General features: G+C 73.1%; 16 protein-coding genes. 7 read left to right on the top strand and 9 right to left on the bottom strand.

What is annotated here, in order from left to right:
• The first annotated feature begins 27 nt into the window (after positions 1-27).
• The 3 genes from ACIA8R_RS01235 (at position 28) to ACIA8R_RS01225 (ending at position 5,133) form a co-directional block, all read left to right on the top strand.
• Entirely contained in the window at positions 28-1,743 is a 1,716-nt protein-coding gene (locus ACIA8R_RS01235; protein ID WP_397035827.1) for an acetolactate synthase large subunit, read from the top strand.
• 137 nt (positions 1,744-1,880) lie between these two features.
• Positions 1,881-2,855, top strand: a complete 975-nt coding sequence (locus ACIA8R_RS01230; RefSeq protein WP_397035825.1) for a zinc-binding dehydrogenase — start codon at positions 1,881-1,883, stop codon at positions 2,853-2,855.
• Positions 2,856-2,901: 46 nt separating this feature from the next.
• Positions 2,902-5,133: a polysaccharide lyase 8 family protein gene (locus ACIA8R_RS01225; protein WP_397035823.1), complete on the top strand. Its 2,232-nt coding sequence runs from the start codon at positions 2,902-2,904 to the stop codon at positions 5,131-5,133.
• Between the two features lie 3 nt (positions 5,134-5,136).
• Here the strand turns inward: ACIA8R_RS01225 and ACIA8R_RS01220 are convergent, their stop codons facing one another.
• Together ACIA8R_RS01220 and ACIA8R_RS01215 are read right to left on the bottom strand one after the other, a co-directional pair.
• Positions 5,137-7,275 (bottom strand): peptidase domain-containing ABC transporter, encoded by a 2,139-nt coding sequence (locus tag ACIA8R_RS01220; RefSeq protein ID WP_397035821.1) that lies wholly within the window; start codon positions 7,273-7,275, stop codon positions 5,137-5,139.
• Positions 7,275-7,568, bottom strand: a complete 294-nt coding sequence (locus ACIA8R_RS01215; protein ID WP_397035819.1) for a hypothetical protein — start codon at positions 7,566-7,568, stop codon at positions 7,275-7,277. The genes ACIA8R_RS01220 and ACIA8R_RS01215 overlap by 1 nt, the downstream gene beginning before the upstream one ends.
• Before the next feature lie 100 nt (positions 7,569-7,668).
• Here ACIA8R_RS01215 and ACIA8R_RS01210 point away from each other — a divergent pair, with 100 nt between their 5' ends.
• On the top strand, positions 7,669-7,911 hold the full coding sequence (locus ACIA8R_RS01210) for an endo-1,4-beta-xylanase (RefSeq protein WP_397035817.1): 243 nt from the start codon (positions 7,669-7,671) through the stop codon (positions 7,909-7,911).
• Positions 7,912-8,046: 135 nt separating this feature from the next.
• Here ACIA8R_RS01210 and ACIA8R_RS01205 read toward each other — a convergent pair whose 3' ends face one another.
• From ACIA8R_RS01205 to ACIA8R_RS01190, 4 genes are all read right to left on the bottom strand, one after another.
• Positions 8,047-8,826, bottom strand: a complete 780-nt coding sequence (locus ACIA8R_RS01205; RefSeq protein WP_397035815.1) for a hypothetical protein — start codon at positions 8,824-8,826, stop codon at positions 8,047-8,049.
• Positions 8,827-9,002: 176 nt separating this feature from the next.
• Complete coding sequence (locus tag ACIA8R_RS01200; RefSeq protein ID WP_357702109.1) at positions 9,003-10,205, bottom strand: cytochrome P450; 1,203 nt, start codon at positions 10,203-10,205, stop codon at positions 9,003-9,005.
• A 9-nt stretch (positions 10,206-10,214) separates the two neighbouring features.
• Positions 10,215-10,874, bottom strand: coding sequence for a TetR/AcrR family transcriptional regulator (locus tag ACIA8R_RS01195; protein WP_397035813.1), 660 nt, complete (start codon positions 10,872-10,874; stop codon positions 10,215-10,217).
• A gap of 79 nt (positions 10,875-10,953) precedes the next feature.
• Positions 10,954-11,832: an NAD(P)H-binding protein gene (locus ACIA8R_RS01190; protein WP_397035811.1), complete on the bottom strand. Its 879-nt coding sequence runs from the start codon at positions 11,830-11,832 to the stop codon at positions 10,954-10,956.
• Between the two features lie 110 nt (positions 11,833-11,942).
• Between ACIA8R_RS01190 and ACIA8R_RS01185 the strand changes: the two genes are divergently transcribed.
• From ACIA8R_RS01185 to ACIA8R_RS01175, 3 genes are all read left to right on the top strand, one after another.
• Positions 11,943-12,848 (top strand): LysR family transcriptional regulator, encoded by a 906-nt coding sequence (locus ACIA8R_RS01185; RefSeq protein WP_397035809.1) that lies wholly within the window; start codon positions 11,943-11,945, stop codon positions 12,846-12,848.
• 154 nt (positions 12,849-13,002) lie between these two features.
• Positions 13,003-14,334 (top strand): histidine kinase, encoded by a 1,332-nt coding sequence (locus ACIA8R_RS01180; RefSeq protein ID WP_364083874.1) that lies wholly within the window; start codon positions 13,003-13,005, stop codon positions 14,332-14,334.
• Complete coding sequence (locus tag ACIA8R_RS01175; protein ID WP_364083877.1) at positions 14,319-14,972, top strand: response regulator transcription factor; 654 nt, start codon at positions 14,319-14,321, stop codon at positions 14,970-14,972. The genes ACIA8R_RS01180 and ACIA8R_RS01175 overlap by 16 nt, the downstream gene beginning before the upstream one ends.
• Here the strand turns inward: ACIA8R_RS01175 and ACIA8R_RS01170 are convergent.
• From ACIA8R_RS01170 to ACIA8R_RS01160, 3 genes are all read right to left on the bottom strand, one after another.
• Positions 14,969-16,375 carry an MDR family MFS transporter gene (locus tag ACIA8R_RS01170; RefSeq protein ID WP_357702121.1) on the bottom strand — a complete coding sequence of 469 codons (1,407 nt, stop codon included), beginning with the start codon at positions 16,373-16,375 and terminating at the stop codon, positions 14,969-14,971. The genes ACIA8R_RS01175 and ACIA8R_RS01170 overlap by 4 nt on opposite strands.
• 251 nt (positions 16,376-16,626) lie before the next feature.
• Positions 16,627-17,259, bottom strand: coding sequence for a phosphatidylinositol phosphate synthase (pgsA, locus tag ACIA8R_RS01165; RefSeq protein ID WP_397035806.1), 633 nt, complete (start codon positions 17,257-17,259; stop codon positions 16,627-16,629).
• Positions 17,256-20,063, bottom strand: coding sequence for a PEP/pyruvate-binding domain-containing protein (locus ACIA8R_RS01160; RefSeq protein ID WP_397035804.1), 2,808 nt, complete (start codon positions 20,061-20,063; stop codon positions 17,256-17,258). The genes pgsA and ACIA8R_RS01160 overlap by 4 nt, the downstream gene beginning before the upstream one ends.
• Positions 20,064-20,201 lie beyond the last annotated feature (138 nt).

The following is a 20,201-nucleotide window of genomic DNA, read 5'->3' as shown; positions in this document are numbered from 1 at the left end:
AGTTGATCGCCAGGAGGGGAGAGCGGGATGACGGGCGCGCAGGCTCTGGTGAGGGCGCTTGAACGGGTCGGCGTGGACACCGTGTTCGGCATCCCCGGCGGCGCCGTACTGCCCGCCTACGACCCGCTCTACCGCTCGACCTCGATCAGGCACGTGCTGGTCCGGCACGAGCAGGGCGCCGGGCACGCGGCCGAGGGGTACGCGCAGGCCACCGGCAAGGTCGGGGTCTGCATGGCGACCAGCGGCCCGGGGGCCACGAACCTGGTGACGCCCCTCGCCGACGCCTACATGGACTCGGTGCCGATCGTCGCGATCACCGGCCAGGTGCCCAGCTCGCAGATCGGCACGGACGCCTTCCAGGAGGCCGACATCACGGGCATCACCCTGTCGATCACCAAGCACAGCTTCCTGGTCACGGACGCGGCCGACATCCCCCGTACGATCACGGAGGCGTTCCACATCGCCTCCACGGGACGTCCGGGGCCGGTGCTGGTGGACATCACCAAGGACGCGCTCCAGGCCGAGACCGCCTTCGTCTGGCCGCCGGTCATGCGGCTGCCCGGCTACCGCCCGGTCGCCCGGCCGAGCGCCCGGCAGATCAGGGCCGCCGCCGAGCTGATCGCCGAGGCCCGGCGGCCCGTCCTGTACGTCGGCGGCGGCGTGCACAAGGCGGGCGCGTCCGCGGAGCTGCTGCGGTTCGCCGAGTTGACGGGCATCCCGGTCGTCACCACGCTCATGGCCCGCGGCACGTTCCCCGACAGCCACCCCCTGCACATGGGCATGCCCGGCATGCACGGTTCGGTCCCGGCCGTCGGGGCCCTCCAGCGGGCCGACCTGATCATCGCGCTCGGCACCCGGTTCGACGAGCGCGTCACCGGCGACCTGGCCACGTTCGCGCCGCACGCCAAGGTCGTGCACGCCGACGTGGACCCGGCCGAGATCTCCAAGAACCGGCGGGCCGACGTGCCCGTCGTGGGCGACTGCCAGGAGGTGCTGGCCGACCTGATCACCGCCCTCGACGGCCGGCCGGGTGACCGTACGGCCTGGTTGCGCACGCTGGAGGGGTACCGGCGCACGTACCCGCTGGGCTACGAGACGTTCGAGGGCGCGCTCGCCCCGCAGTACGTCATGCAGCGGCTGAGCGCCCTGGTCGGGCCGGAGGCCGTCTACACCTCCGGCGTGGGACAGCACCAGATGTGGGCCGCCCAGTTCATCGGGCACGAGCGGCCGGGCTCGTTCATCAACTCCGGGGGCGCGGGCACGATGGGCTTCGCGGTCCCGGCGGCGATGGGCGCCAAGATCGGCTGCCCCGACCGCACGGTGTGGGCGATCGACGGCGACGGCTGCTTCCAGATGACCAACCAGGAGCTGGCCGTGTGCGCCCTGGAGGGCGTGCCGATCAAGGTGGCCGTCATCAACAACGGCAGCCTCGGGATGGTCCGCCAGTGGCAGACCCTCCTGTACGACGGCCGCTACTCCAACACCGACCTGCGTCCCGCCCGCCGCATCCCCGACTTCGTCGCCCTCGCCGAGGCGTACGGCTGCCACGGCCTGCGCTGCGAACGCCCCGAAGACGTGGACGCCGTCATCGAGAAGGCCATGGCCATTGACGACCTGCCGGTGGTGGTGGACTTCGTCGTGCACCGGGACGCCATGGTCTGGCCCATGGTCCCGGCCGGCACGAGCAACGACGACATCCGGATCGCCAGGAACCTGGCTCCGAACTGGGGAGATGACGAATAAGTCAAGTCATTACGAAGCGGCGATAGCCGGCGAACCTCGTTTAAGCTTCCTTGACCCGGAGCGGCCCGGACGGGTTGACCTCAAGTCGCCTTGAGGTAGCAACCTGGCAGGGAAGCTGTTCCGGATGAGGAGTGGGCATGAGAGTTGTGCGGGTGACGAGGTTCGGCGGGCCCGGGGTGCTGGAGACGCAGACCGTCCCCGACCCGGTGGCCGGGTCGGGCGAGGTCGTGGTGCGGGTCGCCTTCGCCGAGATCAATTTCATCGAGACGCAGCTCAGGCGGGGGTTCACGCCGGGGCCGCCGCTGCCCGAGCTCCCGTACGTGCCGGGCGGCGGCGTGGGCGGGCTCGTGCTCTCCGTGGGCGAGGGCGTCGATCCCGGGCTGGTGGGGCGGCGGGTGGTGACCCGTACGCCGGGCTTCGGCGGCGGGAACGCCGAACTGGTCGTGGCCAGGGCCGCCGACCTGGTCGAGGTGCCGGACGAGCTCGAACTGGCCGACGCGACGGCGCTGCTCGTGGACGGCAACACGGCCGTGGGCCTGTTCGCCAACGCCGCGATCCAGCCTGGTGAATGGGTGCTCGTCGAGGCCGCCGCCGGAGGGCTCGGCAGCCTGCTCGTGCAGCTCGCGCGGGGGGCCGGCGCGCGGGTCATCGGGGCGGCGGGCGGCGCGGCCAAGCTGGAGGTGGTGGCCGGGCTCGGCGCCGAGGTCACCGTCGACTACTCGCGTCCGGGCTGGACCGGCGAGGTGCTCGACGCGACCGGCGGGCGCGGGGCCGACGTGGTCTTCGACGGTGTGGGCGGCGACCTCGGCCGCCAGGCGTTCGAGGTGACCGCGCGCGGCGGGCGGTTCTCCGTGCACGGCGCGTCCAGCGGCAGCACCACGACGGTCGATCCCGAGGAGGCCGCCCGGCGGGGCGTCACCGTGATCGGCCTGGAGCAGCTGGCCGCCCTGAGCGGCGACGGGAACGAGCGGACCGAGCGGGCGATCGCCGAGGCGGCGGGCGGGCGGCTCAGGGCGGTCGTGGGGCGTACGTTCCCGCTGGAGCGGGCGGCCGAGGCGCACGCGGCGATCGAGGCCCGCGCGGTGAACGGCAAGACCCTGCTGGAGGTCTGACCGCCGGCGGCCCGATCCAGGCGGGCCATGAGGTCATAATCGAGGCGTGCACCGGCCGTCCAGGCGACTTCTGCTCCAGGCGGGCGCGGTCGCCGTGGCCGGCGTGGCGGGGGCGCTCGCCCGGGTCGAGCCCGCCCACACGCCGGACGACTCCTTCGTCACGCTGCGCCGCCGGTGGCGGGAGGTGACGGCGGGGTCGGGGTTCGACGCGGGCGCGGAGCCGTACCGGACGCGGCTGGCCGAGGCGGGGCGGCGGGCGGCCCGCAACCGGGCGGCGATGGCGTACACGGGCACGTCGCTCTGGCCGGACCAGCCGTTCCCGTCGTTCGTCGCGACGCCGCGAAGGCTGCTGGCCATGGCCCGCGCGTACGCGTCGCCCGGGACCGGGCTGACCGGCGACGCGGGCCTGGCCGCCGCCGTCGCCGCCGGGATCGACCACTACCGCCGCCACGTGTACGCCGACGGCGCCGACCCGGCCGGCAACTGGTGGCACTGGGAGATCGGCGTGCCGAAGGCGCTGCTCGACGCCGCCGTGCTGGTCGGGCCGCACCTGGGCGAGCGGCGGAGCGCCGCGTTACGGGACGCCGTCGACCACTTCGTGCCCGAGAGCCGCCTGGGCGACTACAGCGGCACCAGCACCGCCGCCAACCGGGTGGACCTGTGCGTGGTGATGCTGCTGCGCGCCATGCTCAGGGCCGACCCGGGCAAGGCGGGGCTGGCGGTCTCGGCGCTCTCCCCGGTGTTCCGCACGGTCTCCGAGGGTGACGGTTTCTACCGGGACGGGTCGTTCGTCCAGCACTCGACCGTGCCCTACCAGGGGGCCTACGGGGTGACGCTGCTCGCCGGGCTGGCGACGTTGTTCGCGGTGCTGCGCGGCACGCCGTGGGAGGTCGCCGACCCGACCGTGTTCGCCATGGTGGAGCGGTCGTTCGCGCCGTTCGTCCGCGACGGGTTCTGCATGGACCTGGTGCGCGGCAGAGGGGTCGGCAGGAAGCCGTTCGGCGACCACGACAGGGGGCGCGAGCTGGCCGACGCGATCCTGCTGCTCGGCGAGGTGGCCCCGGCCGCCGACCGGGCCCGCTGGCAGGCGATGGTCAAGGGCTGGGCCGTACGCGAGACGTGCCGTCCCATGCTGGCCGAGGCCGAGCCGGGCTTCCACGCCCGCCTGGCCGCCGTCCTCGGTGACGCCGCCGTGCCCGCCGCGCCGGAGCCCGTCGGCCACCGGCTGTTCCCGATGAGCGCGCGGGCCGTGCACCGCCGGCCGGGCTGGTGCGCCGCGCTCAGCATGGCCTCGTCCAGGATCGGCCACTACGAGCACGGCAACGGCGAGAACCTGCGGGGCTGGCACACCGGTTCGGGCATGCTCTACTGGTGGGCCGACGGCCACGCCGACCAGTACTCCGACTCGTTCTGGACCACCGTCGACCCCTACCGGCTGCCCGGCACGACGGTCTCGACCCGGCGGCTGCCCGACGGCGCCGGCCCGGCCTGGGGCGACACCTGCCCGCCCGGCCGCTGGGTCGGCGGCGCCACGGACGGCTTGTACGCCGTCGCCGGCCAGCACCTCAACGGCCTCGACAGCACGATGGAGGCGTTCAAGTCCTGGTTCTTCCTCGACGACGCGGTGGTCTGCCTCGGCGCGGGGATCAGCGGCGCGGACGGCGTGCCGGTCGAGACGATCGTGGACAACCGCAGGACCGCCGCCCCGCTGACCGTCGATCCCCGGGCGGGCTGGGCGCACCTCGACGGCCACGGCGGCTACGTCGTGCCGGACGGCCTGCGCACCCTCCGGGAGCGGCGCGGGAACCGCGACTACCGCACGCTCTGGCTCGACCACGGCATCGACCCCGACCAGGCGGACTACGTCTACCTGCTCCTGCCCGGCGCGAGCCGCGAACGCACGATCGCCAGGGCCGCCGATCCCGGGTGGGCCCGCGTGCTGGCCAACACCGCGCGGCAGCAGGCCGTCCGGGTGGACGCGCTGGGCGTCACCGCGGCCGCCTTCTGGAACGACGGCGTCGCCGGCCCGCTGGCCGCGTCCGGGCCCTGCGCCGTGCTGGTCAGGGAGGACGCCGAAGGCACGGCCACGGTGACCGTGGCCGATCCCCGGTGCGACCTGGACGGGCTGACCGTGACCTGGGTCCGGCCGGTCGCCGAGGTGCTGCGCGGCGGCCCGCCGGTGGTGGGCGCGGCGACGGGCGACCGGCTGACGCTCACCTTCGGGCCGCTGGTCCGCCTGGAGGGCGCGTCCGTCACGGTGAGCGTGCGGCTCACATGAACGTCAGGACATGACGGCCTGGGCGGCGACCAGTTCGGCGTACTTGCCGCCCACGGCCGTCAGCTCGTCGTGGGTGCCGCGTTCCACCACCCGGCCCGCGTCGATCACGAGGATCACGTCGGCGTCCCTGACCGTGCTCAGCCGGTGGGCGATCACGATCCTGGTCTGGACGAGCCGGCTCAGGTTCGCCTCGATGGCCGCCTCCGTGGCGCTGTCCAGGTTGCTGGTGGCCTCGTCGAGCAGCAGCACCTTCGGGCGCGACAGGACGGCACGGGCCAGGGCGAGCCGCTGCCGCTGCCCGCCGGACAGGCCGCCGCCGTCGGTGAGCATCGTCTCGTACCCCATGGGCATGTCCATGATCTCGTCGTGCAGCGCGGCCAGGCGGGCCGCGGCGACCACCCGCTCCAGCGACGCGCCCGGCTCGTTCAGCGCGATGTTCTCCCTGATCGAGCCGCTGAACAGGGACGGGTCCTGGGTGACCACGCCGAACTGGCGGCGCAGCGTGCGCAGATTCAGCTCGGCGGCCGGGACGCCGTCGTAACGGATCTCGCCCAGCACGGGGGTGTGCAGCGCGAGCAGCAGCCGGGCCAGCGTGCTCTTGCCCGAGCCGGACGAGCCCACCAGGGCGACCTTCTGCCCCGGCCGGATGGAGACCGAGACGTCGCGCACGGTCCAGGGGGCGCGCGGGTCGTGGCGGAAGCTCACCCCGCGCAGCTCGACCGAGCCCCGCAGCCGCAGCACCTCGATGCCGTTGCTCGGCTCCGGCTCCGAGGCCAGGATGTCGGAGAGCCGGTCGAAGTGCGCGCCCGCCTGCTGGAGGCTCTGCAACCCGGTCATCAGCGAGCCGAGCGGGGTCAGCGCGCCGAGCGCGATGGCGTTCAGCGCGACCAGCTCGCCCACCGTGAGCTGCCCGTCGAGCACCCGCCAGGCGCCCAGCCACAGCAGCCCGAGCGGCGCCGTCACCCGGATCGCGGCCAGCGCCGACTCCAGCAGCCCCCTGGTGAGCCCGGCGCGCACGTCCGCGTTGAGCTGTTTGGCGAAGTGGGACGACCACTGGTCCACGGCCCGCTTCTCGGCCCCCGACGCCTTCAGCGTCTCGATGCCGGTGATCGTCTGGATGAGGCTGGTCTGGGACGCCGCCAGCGCCGTCAGCTCCTGTCGGGTGAGCGTGGCGATCCGGCTCGTCGTGGCCAGCAGCAGGATCGTCTGCAGCACGGCCACGCCGGTCAGCGCGAGCCCGAACACCGGGTCCCAGAGGTAGACCAGCGCCAGGTAGCCCACGGCCAGCGGGCCGTCCAGCAGCGCCGCGACGACCTGCCCGGTGAGGATGTCGCCGAGCGTCGAGACGCTGCCCGCCCTGGTCACCAGGTCGCCCCTGCCGCGCTGCTGGAAGTACCGGTACGGCAGCGTCACCAGGTGGGTCACCAGACTTTCGGTGAGCTCCTGGTCGGCACGGGCCCGTACGGCGACCAGCAGGGCCGCCCGCAGGTACCCGATCACGAGCTGGGCCGCCCCCGCGAGCAGCACGGAGACGCCCAGCAGGGACAGCACCTCCACCGCCCGCCTGGGCACGATGGAGTCCAGGAGGAGCTGCGAGAACATCGGCAGGGCGAGCCCGAGCAGCTGGAGCAGCAACGAGGCCGCGATGAGCTGCGCGAGCAGGCCCCTGCGCCGCCGGAACAGGGTCCGGACGAACTCCTTGCGCCAGGCCCCCGCCGCCGAGGTCGTGCCGCGCCGGAAGCCCTCGCCCGGCTCGAACACCAGCAGCACGCCGGTGAACCCGGCGCCGAACTCCTCCGCGGTCAGCCTGCGGCGGCCGTACCCGGGGTCGACGACGTCCACGTGGTCGGGGGACCAGCGTTCGACCACGATGAAGTGGTTGAACTCCCAGTGCGCGACGGCGGGGAGCGGCACGCGGGCCAGGTCCTCGGGGGCCAGGGAGAAGGCGCGGGCCTTGAGGCCGTGCTCGCGGGCGCCGTCCACGATGGCCTTGGCGCTCAGGCCGTCCCGGCCGACCCGGAGCTGCTCGGCGATCTGGTGGAGGGTGGTGCGCTGCCCGTGGTGGCACAGCACCATGGCCAGGCAGGCGGCGCCGCACTCGGTGTCGGTGTTCTGGAGCAGTACGGGGACGCGGCGGAACATCAGGCGACCGCCTCGACCGCGACCATGGTCAGCAGGATGCCGATGACGAGGAGCACGGCCGCCAGCAGCCACAACGCCAGGAACGACGGGGTGCTGATCACCAGTGGCATCCGGGTGACCCGCGACATCGCCCGATGCCGCAACGCCTCCTCCCGGAAGAGCCCCTGCCCGTCCTGCCCGCTCTTGTCCTGCCCGCCCGGCTGCACCGGCTGGGGTGGGTGGGGGGCCGCGTGGCGGGGGGGTGGTGCGGCGTGACGCGGGATCGGGCGCGTCGTGCCGTACGGATCGTTCAAGGCCGGCGCCCCCCGCCTCGGACCGTCGTCTGCCTGACCCGCCACCCCATGGCCCACCTGCCCCTCCACTCAAGTCACGACAAAGGCTAGGAACGCCTACTTGGAAGCCACTTGGGATCGACTGCTTGACGCGCACAAGGGCAAGGTACGGGCCTGGGACGTCGTCAACGAGGTGATCGAGGAGGACGGCACGCTCCGGAAGTCCAGCTGGCTCACCCACCTCGGCCCCGACCGCCACTCGTGGGTGCCGGGCTGGTTCGACGGCGAAGGCGCCGCCTGCCTCCTGGACGACCGCCTGACCGCCAAACCCGCCTACACCACCCTCCTAACCACAAAGCCCTAACCCCCGCCCCGGCCCCCCGACCCCCGGCCCCGGCCCCCCGACCCCCGGCCCCGGCCCCCCGACCCCCGGCCCCGGCCCCCCGACCCCCGGCCCCGGGCCTTCGTCGCCGACGGCCACCGAAAGGGGGCGGAATGGTCAGCGGAAGAGGAGGTCGGGGAAGCTCTGGTCGGGCGCGTCGGTCGGGTCGTGGCCGGTCGGCGAGGGGAAGGAGGTGGGGCTGGGCTCCGAAGGGCCGGCGTCCGGCGTGGGCGCGGGGGACGGGACGGTGGTGCCCGTCCCGCCGGGCGTCGGCGTCGGCGTGACCGTGGCGGGCGCCGACGGGCTGGGCGTCGCGGACGGCCCTGTGGACGGCCCGGGTGACGGCGTCGGGCTCGGCTGCCGGGTGGCGGGACGTTCGTGCCGCGGCTCGCCGACCGCCCGCCCGTCCCGGCGGTCCTTCCTGCCCGGCGCCCTGCCGGCCTCGCCCGAGGTGCGTCCGGCGACCTGGTCGGCCACCGTGCGGTCCGCGACGAGCTCGTAGATCACGATGCTCCCCATGCTGACGGTGAACACCAGCGCCGCCGCCCCGCAGACCCTGGCCCACCGGGGCCTCCTGCCCCCCTTCCCCCTGACAATCTGCGCCGCGGCGGGAGCGACGGGCGGGCCCGGCGGGGCAGGGGCGGCGGGCGGGCCGGGCAGGGCCGGGTGGCCGCGCAGGGCGACCGCCGTGCGCCGCTTCACCTTGTCGCCGGTGCGCTTGAGGTAATGCGTGTAGACGTCGGCGACGACGGTGCTGGCCACGCTCATCATCGCGGCCCCGATCACCGTCCCCGCCGTGCCCAGGTACGAGGCCGCGACCGCGGCGGTGACCGCGGCCAGGGCGCTTCCCACGATCTGCGGCCCGCTCAGCTCCAGCTTCCGCTGCTTGCCGCCCATAGCCAGGATCGTCCCCTCTTATGCTGCGACGAAGGTGAACAAGCCACCTTGGCCCCCACAGAGCAGGACGCCCACGGCAACGCGCGGCACTTTGCCGCCTCCTGAGCCCGCCCTTGCCGAGGACGGGAACCGCCCGCGCCGCCATCACCCGGCCTGTGCGTTCCGCGGACGGCGGCTCACCGCACGAGCGGTAGCCGGCTCACCCCCGTCATGGTCGGCGTGGGGATGAAGAGCACCGGGTCGTCGGGGTCGGTGCGCAGGACCTCGACCCGGTCGAGCAGGATGTTCAGCGCCACCCGTCCCTCCAGCCGGGCCAGGGGGGCGCCCAGGCAGAAGTGGATGCCGCGGCCGAAGGCGAGATGCGGGTTGGGATCGCGGCCGGCGTCGAAGACCTCGGGGTCGTGGAACTGCCGGGGGTCCCGGTTGGCCGATCCGAGCCAGAGCATGACCATCTTGTCGGCCGGTATCGTCACCCCGCCCAGTTCGACCTCGCGGGTGGTCGACCGGCCCAGCGCGGAGAACGGGGTGAAGAGCCGCAGCGACTCCTCGATCACGGCCGGCACCGTGGAGCGGTCGGCCCGCACCTTGTCCTGCTGGTCGGGGAAGGCGTCCAGGCAGACCACGGTGTTGCCGAGCAGCATCGTCGTGGTGATGTGCCCGGCGAGCAGCAGGACCATCGCGAAGTTGACGACCTGGTCGTCGGGCAGGCGCTCGCCGTCCACCTCGGCCTCGACCAGCTTGGTGAGCAGGTCGGCGCGGGGCCGCGCCCGGCGCTCGGCGGAGTGCCCGGCGAGGTACTCGGTCATCTCCCGCCACGGTTTGAGGGTGCTCGCCACCTGCGCGCTCTGTTCCTCCGTGGGCTCGGCGAGCGAGACCTTGGCGTCGCGCTGGAACAGTCCGTCGGCCCACTTCCTGAACAGGGCCCGGTCGCTGCTCGGCACCCCCAGCAGCTCGGCGATGACGATGACGGGGAGCGGGTAGGCCAGGTCGGTCACCAGCTCCAGGCGGTCGCGGCCCTCGGTCGCGTCGAGCAGCTCGTGGGTGACGGCGGCTATGCGCGGTTCGAGGTCCGCGACGACCTTGCGGGTGAACGCGCTGCTGACCAGCTTGCGCAGCTTGCCGTGCTCCGGCGGATCGATCTGGGTGATGAACCCCTCCAGCGAGATCTCGTCGCCCTGCGGCAGCAGCCCCTTGGGGACCAGCCGCATGGTGTCGGAGGAGAACGTGGTGGGGTCGCCGAGAACGTCGTGCACTTCCTGGTAGCCGTGGACGTTGTACATCCCGGCGGCGGCGTCGTACTCGACGGACGGGCCCGATCGGGGCCCGTGCAACCAGAAGTGCTGCTTGGAGATCTTGTACCGTTCGACGATGTCGGACATCGCCTCTCCTTAGTCGTAGATCCACTTGCGGTAGGGCGGGATCAGCTCCTCGAGAATCGCGACGTACTCCGCCGCCGCCGCCTCCAGCACCTCGGCGGACGGCTCCTCGACGGGCTCGAAAGCGTGGCGCACGGTGAAGGCGAGCGCGTCCGCCCGCTCCTCGACGCTCAGCTCCGACCCCGTGGCGTCGACGCCGTTGATCAGGTAGAAGCCCGTGGACGCGGCGCTCAGCGTGTACCGGGGGTGCGGCATGTCCGCCCTGAGCAGCCCGTACCGGTCGGCCATCCGCTGGAACCGCTGGGAGGCGAGGAGGTCGTGGCTGCGCAGCGGATGCTTGGCCAGCTTGCCCAGCAGCTCGAAGTCGGTCGTGAACAGCGCCTGGAGCAGCGGCCTGCGGCTCATGGAGACGAAGGCCGCCCGCGAGAAGCGGTGGGGCAGCACCTGGGTGGGGTCGCGCCGCAACATTGCCGCGGACTCCTCCACGACCTCGATGGACTCCCGGAGGAGCAGCGCCTCGAACAGCTCGTTCTTGGTCCGCCAGTGCAGGTAGACGGTGCCCTTACCCACTCCGGCGCGGCCCGCGATGTCTTCGACGGTGACCCTCCGGTACCCGTGACGCAGCAGCAGCTCGCCCGCGGCGTCGAGGATCCGGTCCGCCCTTTCGACCATCGCCACACCTCGTGACTAGATACGAAATCTGGTCATCAGTCACGCTACGCCGCGCCGGTGCCGCGTACAAGGGGCACGTTCAGCCCAGGACGACGGGCCTGAGCTCGTCCTCGCACCACTGGCGGAAACCGGTGGGGGTGGTGGCCTCCGGGGTGCGCGGCTCGGCGTTGTCCAGGCCCCGGTTCTTGGCCTCCATCATGTCGGCCATCCCCTGGGCCATCGCCTCCGACCTGCCCTGCTCGACCATCATGGCCCTGAACGCCGCCACCGGCACGTGCCGCAGCCGGATCGGCCGTCCCAGCACGTCGGACATGATCCGCGCCATGTCCTCGCCCGACAGATCCTCCGGCCCGAGCACGGGGACGTCGGCCCGCCCGGTCCAGCCACGGTCGAGCAGCAGCCCGGCGGCCACCGCCGCGATGTCGCGGGTGGCGCAGGCGGGGGCCTTGAGGTCGCCGTGCACCGGGGAGAAGAACACGCCCTGGTCCCTGATCACCGCCGCCTGGTCGAGCAGGTTGTCCATGAACGAAGGCAGCGTCAGGGCCCGGTAGTGCACGCCCGTGCCCGTGATCAGGTCGTCCATGGCCAGCGAGGCCGTCACGAGACCGGCGTCCAGGGGCAGGCCGCGGCCCAGGGCCGAGACCCCGACCACCCGGCCGACGCTTCTGCTCACGAACGCCTCGCACGCCGGCCGGGTGAAGTCCAGGTAGGCGGCGTCGAGGCCGGCGGCCCGCGGATTCGGCGGGACGACCCAGAACACGGCGTCGGCGCCCGCGAACGCCTCCTCGACGACGCGCGCCTCGCCGTGCGACCCCGGCACGACCTCCACCCGCTCGCGTACGGGCGCCGGAAGGCGGGCGGGGTCCCGTACGACGACGCGGACCGGCTCGTCCGCGGCCAGGACGAGGTCGAGGACCTGCCGGCCGATCCGGCCGGTGGGCGTGGTGATGACGATCATGGAGAACTCCAGGGGAAATCGACGGTGTCGTACTGGGGGGCACGGCCAGTCAACCGAGCACGGCGGCGAACCTGAAGGACCGATCCGATCACCATTGATACCCTGCCGATATGAATGACCTGGAGGTCCGCGAGCTCCGCTACTTCGTGGCCGTGGCCGAGGAGCTGCACTTCGGGCGGGCCGCCGCGCGGCTCGGCATGGCTCAGCCCCCGCTGTCCCGCGCGATCCGCGAGCTGGAACGCCGGCTGGGCGTGCGCCTGCTGGAGCGCACCACGCGGCAGGTCACCCTCACCCCGCCGGGCGAGATCTTCCTGCGCGACGCCAGGATCGCCATCGACGCGGTCACCGCGGCGGCCCGCCGGGTCCGGCACGCGGCCCGTCCCGGGCCGGGGCTCCGGGTGGCGCTCAAGGCCGACTACGACGCCGGGCTGCTGCCCCGCATCCTGGCCGCCTACCGCGAGGAGGAGGCCGCGCTCCCGGCCGAGCTGCTGCTGGGCGGGCGCAACGAGCAGGCGCCGGCCCTGCGCGACGGCCGGGCCGACGTCGCGCTGCTGGTCACTCCCTTCGACGACCGCGACCTCGACACCGAGCCCCTGCTGACCGAGCCCCGCCTGGTCGCGCTGTCGGCCGCCGACCCGCTGGCCGCCCGTCCCCGCCTGTCCGTGGCCGACCTGGCCGGCCAGCCGCTGCCCGACGGCACCCTGGCCGAGTGGGACGGCGCCGAACCGCCCCCGGGCCGCCGCCCGCCGCGCACCGGCCTGGACCTGGCGCAGATCTGCAACCTGGTGGAGCTGGGCAGCGCCATCTGGTTCGTCCCGGTCTCGGTGGCGCGGCGGCACCCCCGGCCGGGCGTCGCCTACCGGGAGGTCGCCGACCTGTCGCCGTCGGTGCTCGCCGTGGGGTGGCCGCAGGGCTCCCGCTCACCGGCCGTGGCCGCGTTCGTCCGCGCCGCCGTCGCCGTCGCCTCGGGTGGGGCTGGACCCACGTCGTACGGGGCGTGGCGGGATACCGGGTGACCGGCGCACGATCGTACGTTCTCCGAGGTCGGGCGGAACCGCCCGGGAACCGGAGAAGACAGACGTGCCCACCACAGACGGTCGAGGAGGTGCCCGGACATCGCCAAAAAGGGCAGCCTGCCACAATTGGCGTCGTGCCGAAGGACGCTGGCAGGTGAGGTCGCCCACGAGGGGCGGACCCCTGCGCTGGGGCGCCGAGATCGTGCTCGGGCTCTGCCGTTCGGCCGTCCTGGTCCTGCTCACCTGCCTGATGCCGATCGTCGGCGTCGCCGTCGGCTACGGCGGCTCCAAGCTCGCCTACTCCTGGTCGGCGAACCTGACCGGGCCCCCGTTCGTCGTTGCCCTGGCGCTCCTGGGGGAGACGCTGGTGGTGATCCTGTGGATCGCCGTGGCCCTGTGGTGCGTGCACCCGCTGACCAGCCGCACCCTCAGCCAGGCCGCCCGCCGGCTCGCCGCGCGCTGGCTCGGCCTGCGCGTCGAGGTCGCCTACCGCGTCCCCGCGCCGGTCACCCGCATGGCCACCGGCCACTGGTGGGACGGCGAGGAGTACCACAAGTCCGAACGGGAGGCCCGCCGCCGCGCCCGGATGAACGCCCGCTTCCACGATCCCCAGCTGCACTGGGACGGGCTGTGGTGCCTGCTCGCCGGTGTGAGCGTGCTGCCGGTCGCGGCCCTGCCGCTGGTCGGGATCGCCGGCGGCGTCCTCCTGACGCTCACGCCGGGCTTCCTGGGTCACGGCGTCGCCCTGATCGTCGCCGGCCTGGCCGCGGCGCCGTTCGCGTGGCGGGTCCTCGGTCTCCTGGGCCGCCGCTTCCTGGGCCCGATCCCGTACTCGCGGCTCGGGCGGCGGGTGGAGGAGCTGGAGGCCATCCGCGCCGACCTGACCCAGACCCAGGCCGCCGAGCTCGAACGCATCGAGCGCGGCCTGCACGACGGCGCCCAGGCGCGGGTGGTCGGCATGGGCATGTCCATGCAGGCCGCCGAACACCTCCTGGAGACCGACCCCGCCGCCGCCCGCGCGATCCTGGCCGACGCCCGCGCCTCGTCGATCGCGGCGCTGGCCGAGCTGCGGTCGCTGGTCCGCGGCATCAACCCGCCGGTGCTCACCGAGCGCGGCCTGGTCGACGCCGTGCGAGCCCTGGCGCTCGACGCGCCCGTCGAGGTCGACGTACGCAGTTCGGTGCCCGCGCGGCCCGAGCGCCCGGTCGAGTCCGCGGTCTACTTCGCCGTCGCCGAGCTGCTGGCGAACGTGGCCAAACACGCCCGGGCCACCCACGTGACCGTCGAGCTCGACTACGAGCCGCGCACGCGGACCCTCACCGCGGCCGTCACCGACGACGGTTCCGGCGGGGCGACCGCGTCCTCCGGCTCCGGGCTGGACGGCATCAAGCGCCGGATGGCGGCCTTCGGCGGCCTTCTGGAGATCGACAGCCCCCTCGGGGGACCCACCCGCGTCTCAGTGGCGGTGCCGTGCGCGTTGTCATAGCCGAAGATCTCTTCCTGCTCCGCGACGGGCTCGTCCGGCTCGTCCAGGCGTACGGGCACACCGTGGTCGCGGCCGTCGACTCCGGCCCCGCGACGCTCGAAGCGCTGCTCGCCACCCGTCCGGACGTGGCCGTCGTGGACGTACGGCTGCCGCCGACGTTCTCCGACGAGGGGCTCCAGGCCGCGCTCGCCGCCCGCCGCGAGGTGCCCGGCCTGCCCGTGCTGATCCTCTCCCAGCACGTGGAGCAGCTCTACGCCCGCGAGCTCCTGGCCGACGGCCAGGGCGGCGTCGGCTACCAGCTCAAGGACCGCGTGCTGGACGCCGGCGAGTTCATGGACGCGCTCACCCGCGTCGCCGGCGGCGGCACGGCCCTCGACCCGACGGTGGTGGCGAAGCTGCTCGGCCGCCCCGCGCACGCCGACCCCCTCGCCACCCTCACCGAACGCGAGCGCTCGGTGCTCGAACTGATGGCCGAGGGCCTGTCCAACACGGCGATCGCGGCCCGGCTGTTCCTCAGCGAGGGCGCCATCAGCAAGTACACGACCACGATCTTCGCCAAGCTCGGCCTCGCCGCCGACGACGACACCAACCGCCGGGTGCGGGCCGTCCTCACCTACCTGGGCGCCACCGCCCCCTAGTGCTCGACGGCGCGTTCGGCCCGGGCCGGCAGGAGCAGCGCGGTGACCACCACCGCCACCGACAGGACCGCGCCCACGATGAACGCGAGCCGCATGCCGTCGAGGCTGGCCAGCGCCTGCGTGACGCCCTCGGCCCGCAGGGTGTCGGCCCGCGCGCTCATCACGGTGATCACGAGCGCGGTGCCGATGGCCGCGGCGACCTGCTGGAGCGTGCTAAGGATCGAGCTGCCGTGCGAGTACAGGTGCGGTGGGACCGCCCCGAGGCCGAGCGTGAAGACCGGGGTGAACGTCGCCGCCAGGCTCACCATGAGCAGCGCGTGCAGGCCGAGGAGCTGCCAGTAGGGCATCGTCATCGTGACCTGGGTGAACCCGGCCAGCGCGAGCATGATCCCGATCGAGCCGGGGATGACCAGCACCCGGCCGCCGTGGTTGTCGAACAGCCGGCCGACCGCCGGACCGAGCAGGCCCATCGCCAGGCCGCCCGGCATCACCAGGAGCCCGGTCTCCAGCGGGCTGAGCGCCCGGACGTTCTGCAGGTAGAGCGGCAGCAGGATCATCGAGCCGAGCATCGCCATGAACGCCACCGACATCAGGACGAGCGCGACCGTGTACGTGCGATGGCGCAGCGTGCGCAGGTCCATCAGCGGCGTGCCGCGCTTCTGCAGCGCGAGCTGCCGGACGACGAAGACGGCGATGGTGACCAGCCCGGCCACCGTGATCGCGACGGCCACGCGCGAGTCCCCGCCCTCGAACCGGCTCAGCCCGTAGACCAGGCCGCCGAAGCCGGCCGCCGCCGTGGCCACGCTGAACCAGTCGATCGTGCTGATCTCGGGCTCGCCGGTGTTCCTGAGCTGCCTCAACCCGCTCCACGTGATCAGACCGGCGATCGGCAGCACCACCGCGAACAGCAGCCGCCACGACCCGAAGTGCAGGATCACGCCGGAGATCGCCGGGCCCATGGCCGGGGCGACGGAGATCGCCAGGGTGACGTTGCCCATCACCCGCCCCCGGTCCTTCTCGGGCACGACCTGCATCAGCGTGGTCATCAACAACGGCATCATCACGGCCGTGCCGGACGCCTGGATGATCCGGGCCCCCAGCAGCACCCCGAACACCGGCGCGACGGCGGCCAGCGCCGTGCCGAGCAGGAACAGCCCCATGGCGGTGGTGTACGCCGTGCGGGTGGTGACCCGTTGCAGGAACCAGCCGGTGATCGGGATGACCCCGGCCATGGTCAGCATGAAGGCCGTGGACAGCCACTGAGCGGTCTGCTCGGTGATGTGCATGGCGTCCATCAACCGCGGGATCGCGTTGATCATGATCGTCTCGTTCAGCACGACCACGAACGTCGCCAGCACCAGCAACCGGATCACGGCCGGCGTGCGGCGCGAGCCGGCGCTCACACCCGTGGTGGATGACTCAAGCTGTGGGCTGGACACGATACCTCTATCGGATTCGGGCCTGGCATCGTCACGGCCGGCCTGGCGGTTCCCGGTCTCATCAGCAGTCCTCGTCACCCCCATACTGACCAACCCCACCGACGAAACTCATCGCCCCGCCACCGCGACCCACCACCACGAACAGCACACACCGGACGAACCCGCAGCTCAACACCGGCATCTCGCAGCCGTGGGAACGCGCGGAAAAGGCTCGTTCAGGAGGGGCTGTCGAGGACTTCCGTCCCGAGGAGGCCGTCCGCGGCACGGAACTGCCGCCGGGCATGGACCAGCCGCTGCCCCGCAGTGATCGCCGACAGTACGGCGAGCGCCCAGAGCGTCACCTCGAAGGCCCCGACCAGCCCGAGAGCGCCGAGCAGGACGCCCACTCCCACGAACTTGAGCCTGACGTACCGGTGAGCGAACCCCACCTCTCCCGACACGCCAAGCCCCTCGGCCCGCGCCCGGACGTACGAGACGAGATACGCGCCGATCAGGCAGCACAGGGCGGCGGCGGCAGCACGGGGCCTGCCACTGTCGGCCAGCCAGAAGGCCAGCGAGGCGAAGACGGCGCCGTCGCCGATCCGGTCGGCAGCCGAGTCCAGCAGTGCTCCGAATCGCGTGCCGCCGCCGCTCAGGCGGGCCATCATGCCGTCGAGGGCGTCGCACAGCGCGCTGACCGCCACGATGGCCGTGGCGATGAGCAGGTGGCCGCGGGCGGCGAAGCCGACGGCTCCGATCACGGTGCCGAGCAGGCCGAGCACCGTCATCGCGTCGGCCGACACACCCGCGCGGAGCAGCAGGCGTGCGGTGGCGGAGCGGGCTCGGGTGATCGTGCCGGCCGCCCTCAACGGTCTTCTCCCGGACCCGGGGCGCTCGACGTCACCGCCGGCGAGCCTTCGAGGAGGTGGATCTGGCCGGTCAGCCCGTCGAGGCGCACCAGCTGGCCCTCCTTGATCAATTTGGTCGCGCCGGGCACGTTGACCACGGCGGGCAGGCCGTACTCGCGGGCCAGGATGGCCGAGTGCGAGAGTTGCCCGCCGATCTCGCTGATCAGGCCGCCCAGCAGCGGGAAGACGGCGGTCCAGCCGACATCGGTGGATCGGGTCACCAGGATCTCGCCGCGCTGGATCCGGGCCGCCGCCCGTGGGTCCAAGACGATGCGGGCGGTGCCCTGCACGCTGCCGGCGCTGGCGGCGATACCGGTGAGAGGCCGTCCTCCTGGCCGCACAGCCCCTGGCGAAGCGTCTCGTACGGAGGAGGACGGGCTGAGCGGAGAGCCGTCGGCGCCGACGACGTCAGGAGCCTCGATGTCGAACCAGGCGGTGAACGCCTGCCGCCGCAGGCGGACCAGCTCGACGAGGTCCAGCCCGGCCGCCCCGGGCGAACCCTGCCGGATCACCCGGACGATGTCGTCCACGGTGAGGAAGAACACGTCGTTCGCCGCCGACAGCCAGCCACGCCCGGCCCAGAGCCGGCCGAAGTGCACGGCGATCTGACGAGCCGGGTAGGACGCCTTGATCGCCGCGTCCTTCCCGTTGTCGCGCAGCCGGATGGAGTCGTGTGCCCGGGACAGCACGGAACGGAAGATCCGCCGGCGGACCGGGCCGAGGCGCGCGTTCGCCCAGGCGAGTGCCTCCGCCCGGTGGCGCTGCTGGAGCGCCGCGCTCATGGCGAGGTCGTCCTTGCCGGGCGTCAGGTAGCCGGCCAGCAGCTCGACCACGAGCTCCGGCGCGTCGCGCCAGCGCGGATGGAGCCACTCGGACTCGTTGGCGCATCGGTAGCCGTGCCGGTGCAGGAACTCGTCGAGCAGCCGCAGGACCGGCTCGGCCGCCGGCAGCTCGCGCAGCCGGGACAGCGCGGTCACGGCGTCCGCGCCGAGCACCTCCTGGACGAGCCCCGCCTCGCGGATCGCGTGGGCGATCCGCGACAGCGCGGCGCCGAGCTCGGCCGACCTGATCCCGGACAGCCCTCCGATCAGCCGGTACGTCACCTCGGGGCGGCCGAACCAGCGGGTCGTCAGTCTCTCCAGGGTGGCGATCGCGGTGAGGGAGACCCCGCTCATGTCGTTCTGCAACTTCATCGCGTCGCTGGTCCGCGTCAGCCAGAGCTGCGCCGCCGCCCAGAGTTCGGCGTCCGTCAGGCCGTCGTGGGAGCGCACGTCGAACTCGGCGACCCAACGGTCGATCCGCGGGATCAGCGCGCGCAGCTCACGAGCGGTGCCACGCTGGCGGGTCGCCAGCCGGGCCAGCGTCGGCAGGTGGCGCAGCAGCCGCCACGGGTGCACCCGGCTCTCCCTGGGCTGGGTGAACCCGCTGTTGCCCCGGGCCCGGTCCATGAGCCCGGGCGGCAGGCCGAGCTTGTGCTCCAGGAGGTGGACCAGCGCGCCCTCGTTGTAGTAGATGCGCCCGTGGATGCGCCGCGCCCAGCTGATCTCGTCCAGGAACGGCTCGCGCAGCGACCGGAAGGAGTGCCGCACCGCGCTGGTGATGATCTCGGGTGCCACCGAGGCGACCAGCGGGCTCACCGGGTCGGGCCAAAGCTCGCCGACGTTGGCGCGGGTCCAGATGTCGAAGTCGTGCGACCTGCCGGTGCCCTGGACCGGCCAGTCGTCGTCGCCCGGCACCGGCGGCAGGCCGCGATCCGGCGCAGCCGGGGATCGGGCCGGACCGCGGGTGATCGGCCGGGTCTGCAGGATCACCACCCGGCCGTCGTCGAGGATCGCCCACTCGATGTCCTGGGCCGCGCCCTGGTGCTGCTCGACGGCGACGCCCAGCCGGGTCAGCTCGGCGGCCTGCTCCTGGTCGAGCACGGCGGAGCGACGCCGCCGCCGGGGGACCGGTGCGAGCCGGGTGCCGCTCGCCGCCGGAACGGCCATGGTGTCCTTACAGGCGACGAGGACCTTCTTGGTGCGGCCGGTGGCCTTGTCGGTCACGATGCTGTCCGGCGTCGCCTGACCGCCGACGACGGTCTCGCCGAGCCCCCACACCGCGTTGACGAGCATCTCGTCGTCGGCGCCGGTCAGCGGGGCGCGGGTGAACAGCACTCCGGCCGCGCGGGCGGGCACGAACTCCTGGACCAGGATCGCCGGTGCCACGCCTGCGTCTCGTGGCGTCGCGGTGCCGCCTTGGTGGGCCGCGTAGGAGAGGGCGCGGGCGGTCCAGCGGCTCGCCCAGCAGCGCCGTACCGCGTCGAGGAGCGCGGCCTCACCGCGGACGTTGAGAAAGCTGTCGTGCTGACCGGCGAAGGAGAGCTCCGCGGAGTCCTCGGCGGTGGTGGAGGAGCGCACCGCCACCGGGAGTGGGCCGCTGCCCCTCCGGCCGGCGGCGTGCGCCGTCGTGCCCAGGCGGCGATATGCGGCGACGATCGACCCGGCGAGGGCCTGCGGTATCGGGGTCGAGACGACGGCTTCGCGGATGCGGGCCGCCGCGGCGTTCAGCGCGACCGGGTCTCCGGGCGGTACCGGGCGGAGCAGTTCGCCGATCCGGCTCGGCAGCGCCTCTCCGGCGAAAACGCGGTAGGCGGCGACGGTGACGACGAAGCCCGGGGGCACGGCGAATCCGGCGCGCGAAAGCCTGGCCAGCCCGGCGGCCTTCCCGCCGACCAGCTCCGGTTCAGCGTCGGCCGCCGACAGCTCGACCACGTACTCCGTCACAATTTCAGCTTTCCCATTCCGTCGAGCCGAAACCATCGGCATTCTCAACAGAATTCTGGATAATTTGCGACATGGCGACGCGTGGCCGATTTATGAAAATACATACGAAGCAGCACGCCGTCTTTACCCTGTGGCGCT

Source organism: Nonomuraea sp. NPDC051191, assembly GCF_044455665.1.
Taxonomy (GTDB): domain Bacteria; phylum Actinomycetota; class Actinomycetes; order Streptosporangiales; family Streptosporangiaceae; genus Nonomuraea.
The sequence above is the reverse complement of the archived record's forward strand: the minus strand, read 5'-3'. Positions and strand labels throughout refer to the sequence as shown.

What these genes read in the sequence shown, in the direction of transcription:
- ACIA8R_RS01200 (WP_357702109.1), bottom strand. Translation starts at nt 10,205, where the DNA reads ATGTCCGACATCGTCGAACGGTACAAGATCTCCAAGCAGCACTTCTGG.
- ACIA8R_RS01185 (WP_397035809.1), top strand. Translation starts at nt 11,943, where the DNA reads ATGAATGACCTGGAGGTCCGCGAGCTCCGCTACTTCGTGGCCGTGGCC.
- ACIA8R_RS01235 (WP_397035827.1), top strand. Translation starts at nt 28, where the DNA reads ATGACGGGCGCGCAGGCTCTGGTGAGGGCGCTTGAACGGGTCGGCGTG.
- ACIA8R_RS01205 (WP_397035815.1), bottom strand. Translation starts at nt 8,826, where the DNA reads ATGGGCGGCAAGCAGCGGAAGCTGGAGCTGAGCGGGCCGCAGATCGTG.
- ACIA8R_RS01190 (WP_397035811.1), bottom strand. Translation starts at nt 11,832, where the DNA reads ATGATCGTCATCACCACGCCCACCGGCCGGATCGGCCGGCAGGTCCTC.
- ACIA8R_RS01195 (WP_397035813.1), bottom strand. Translation starts at nt 10,874, where the DNA reads ATGGTCGAAAGGGCGGACCGGATCCTCGACGCCGCGGGCGAGCTGCTG.
- ACIA8R_RS01220 (WP_397035821.1), bottom strand. Translation starts at nt 7,275, where the DNA reads ATGTTCCGCCGCGTCCCCGTACTGCTCCAGAACACCGACACCGAGTGC.
- ACIA8R_RS01230 (WP_397035825.1), top strand. Translation starts at nt 1,881, where the DNA reads ATGAGAGTTGTGCGGGTGACGAGGTTCGGCGGGCCCGGGGTGCTGGAG.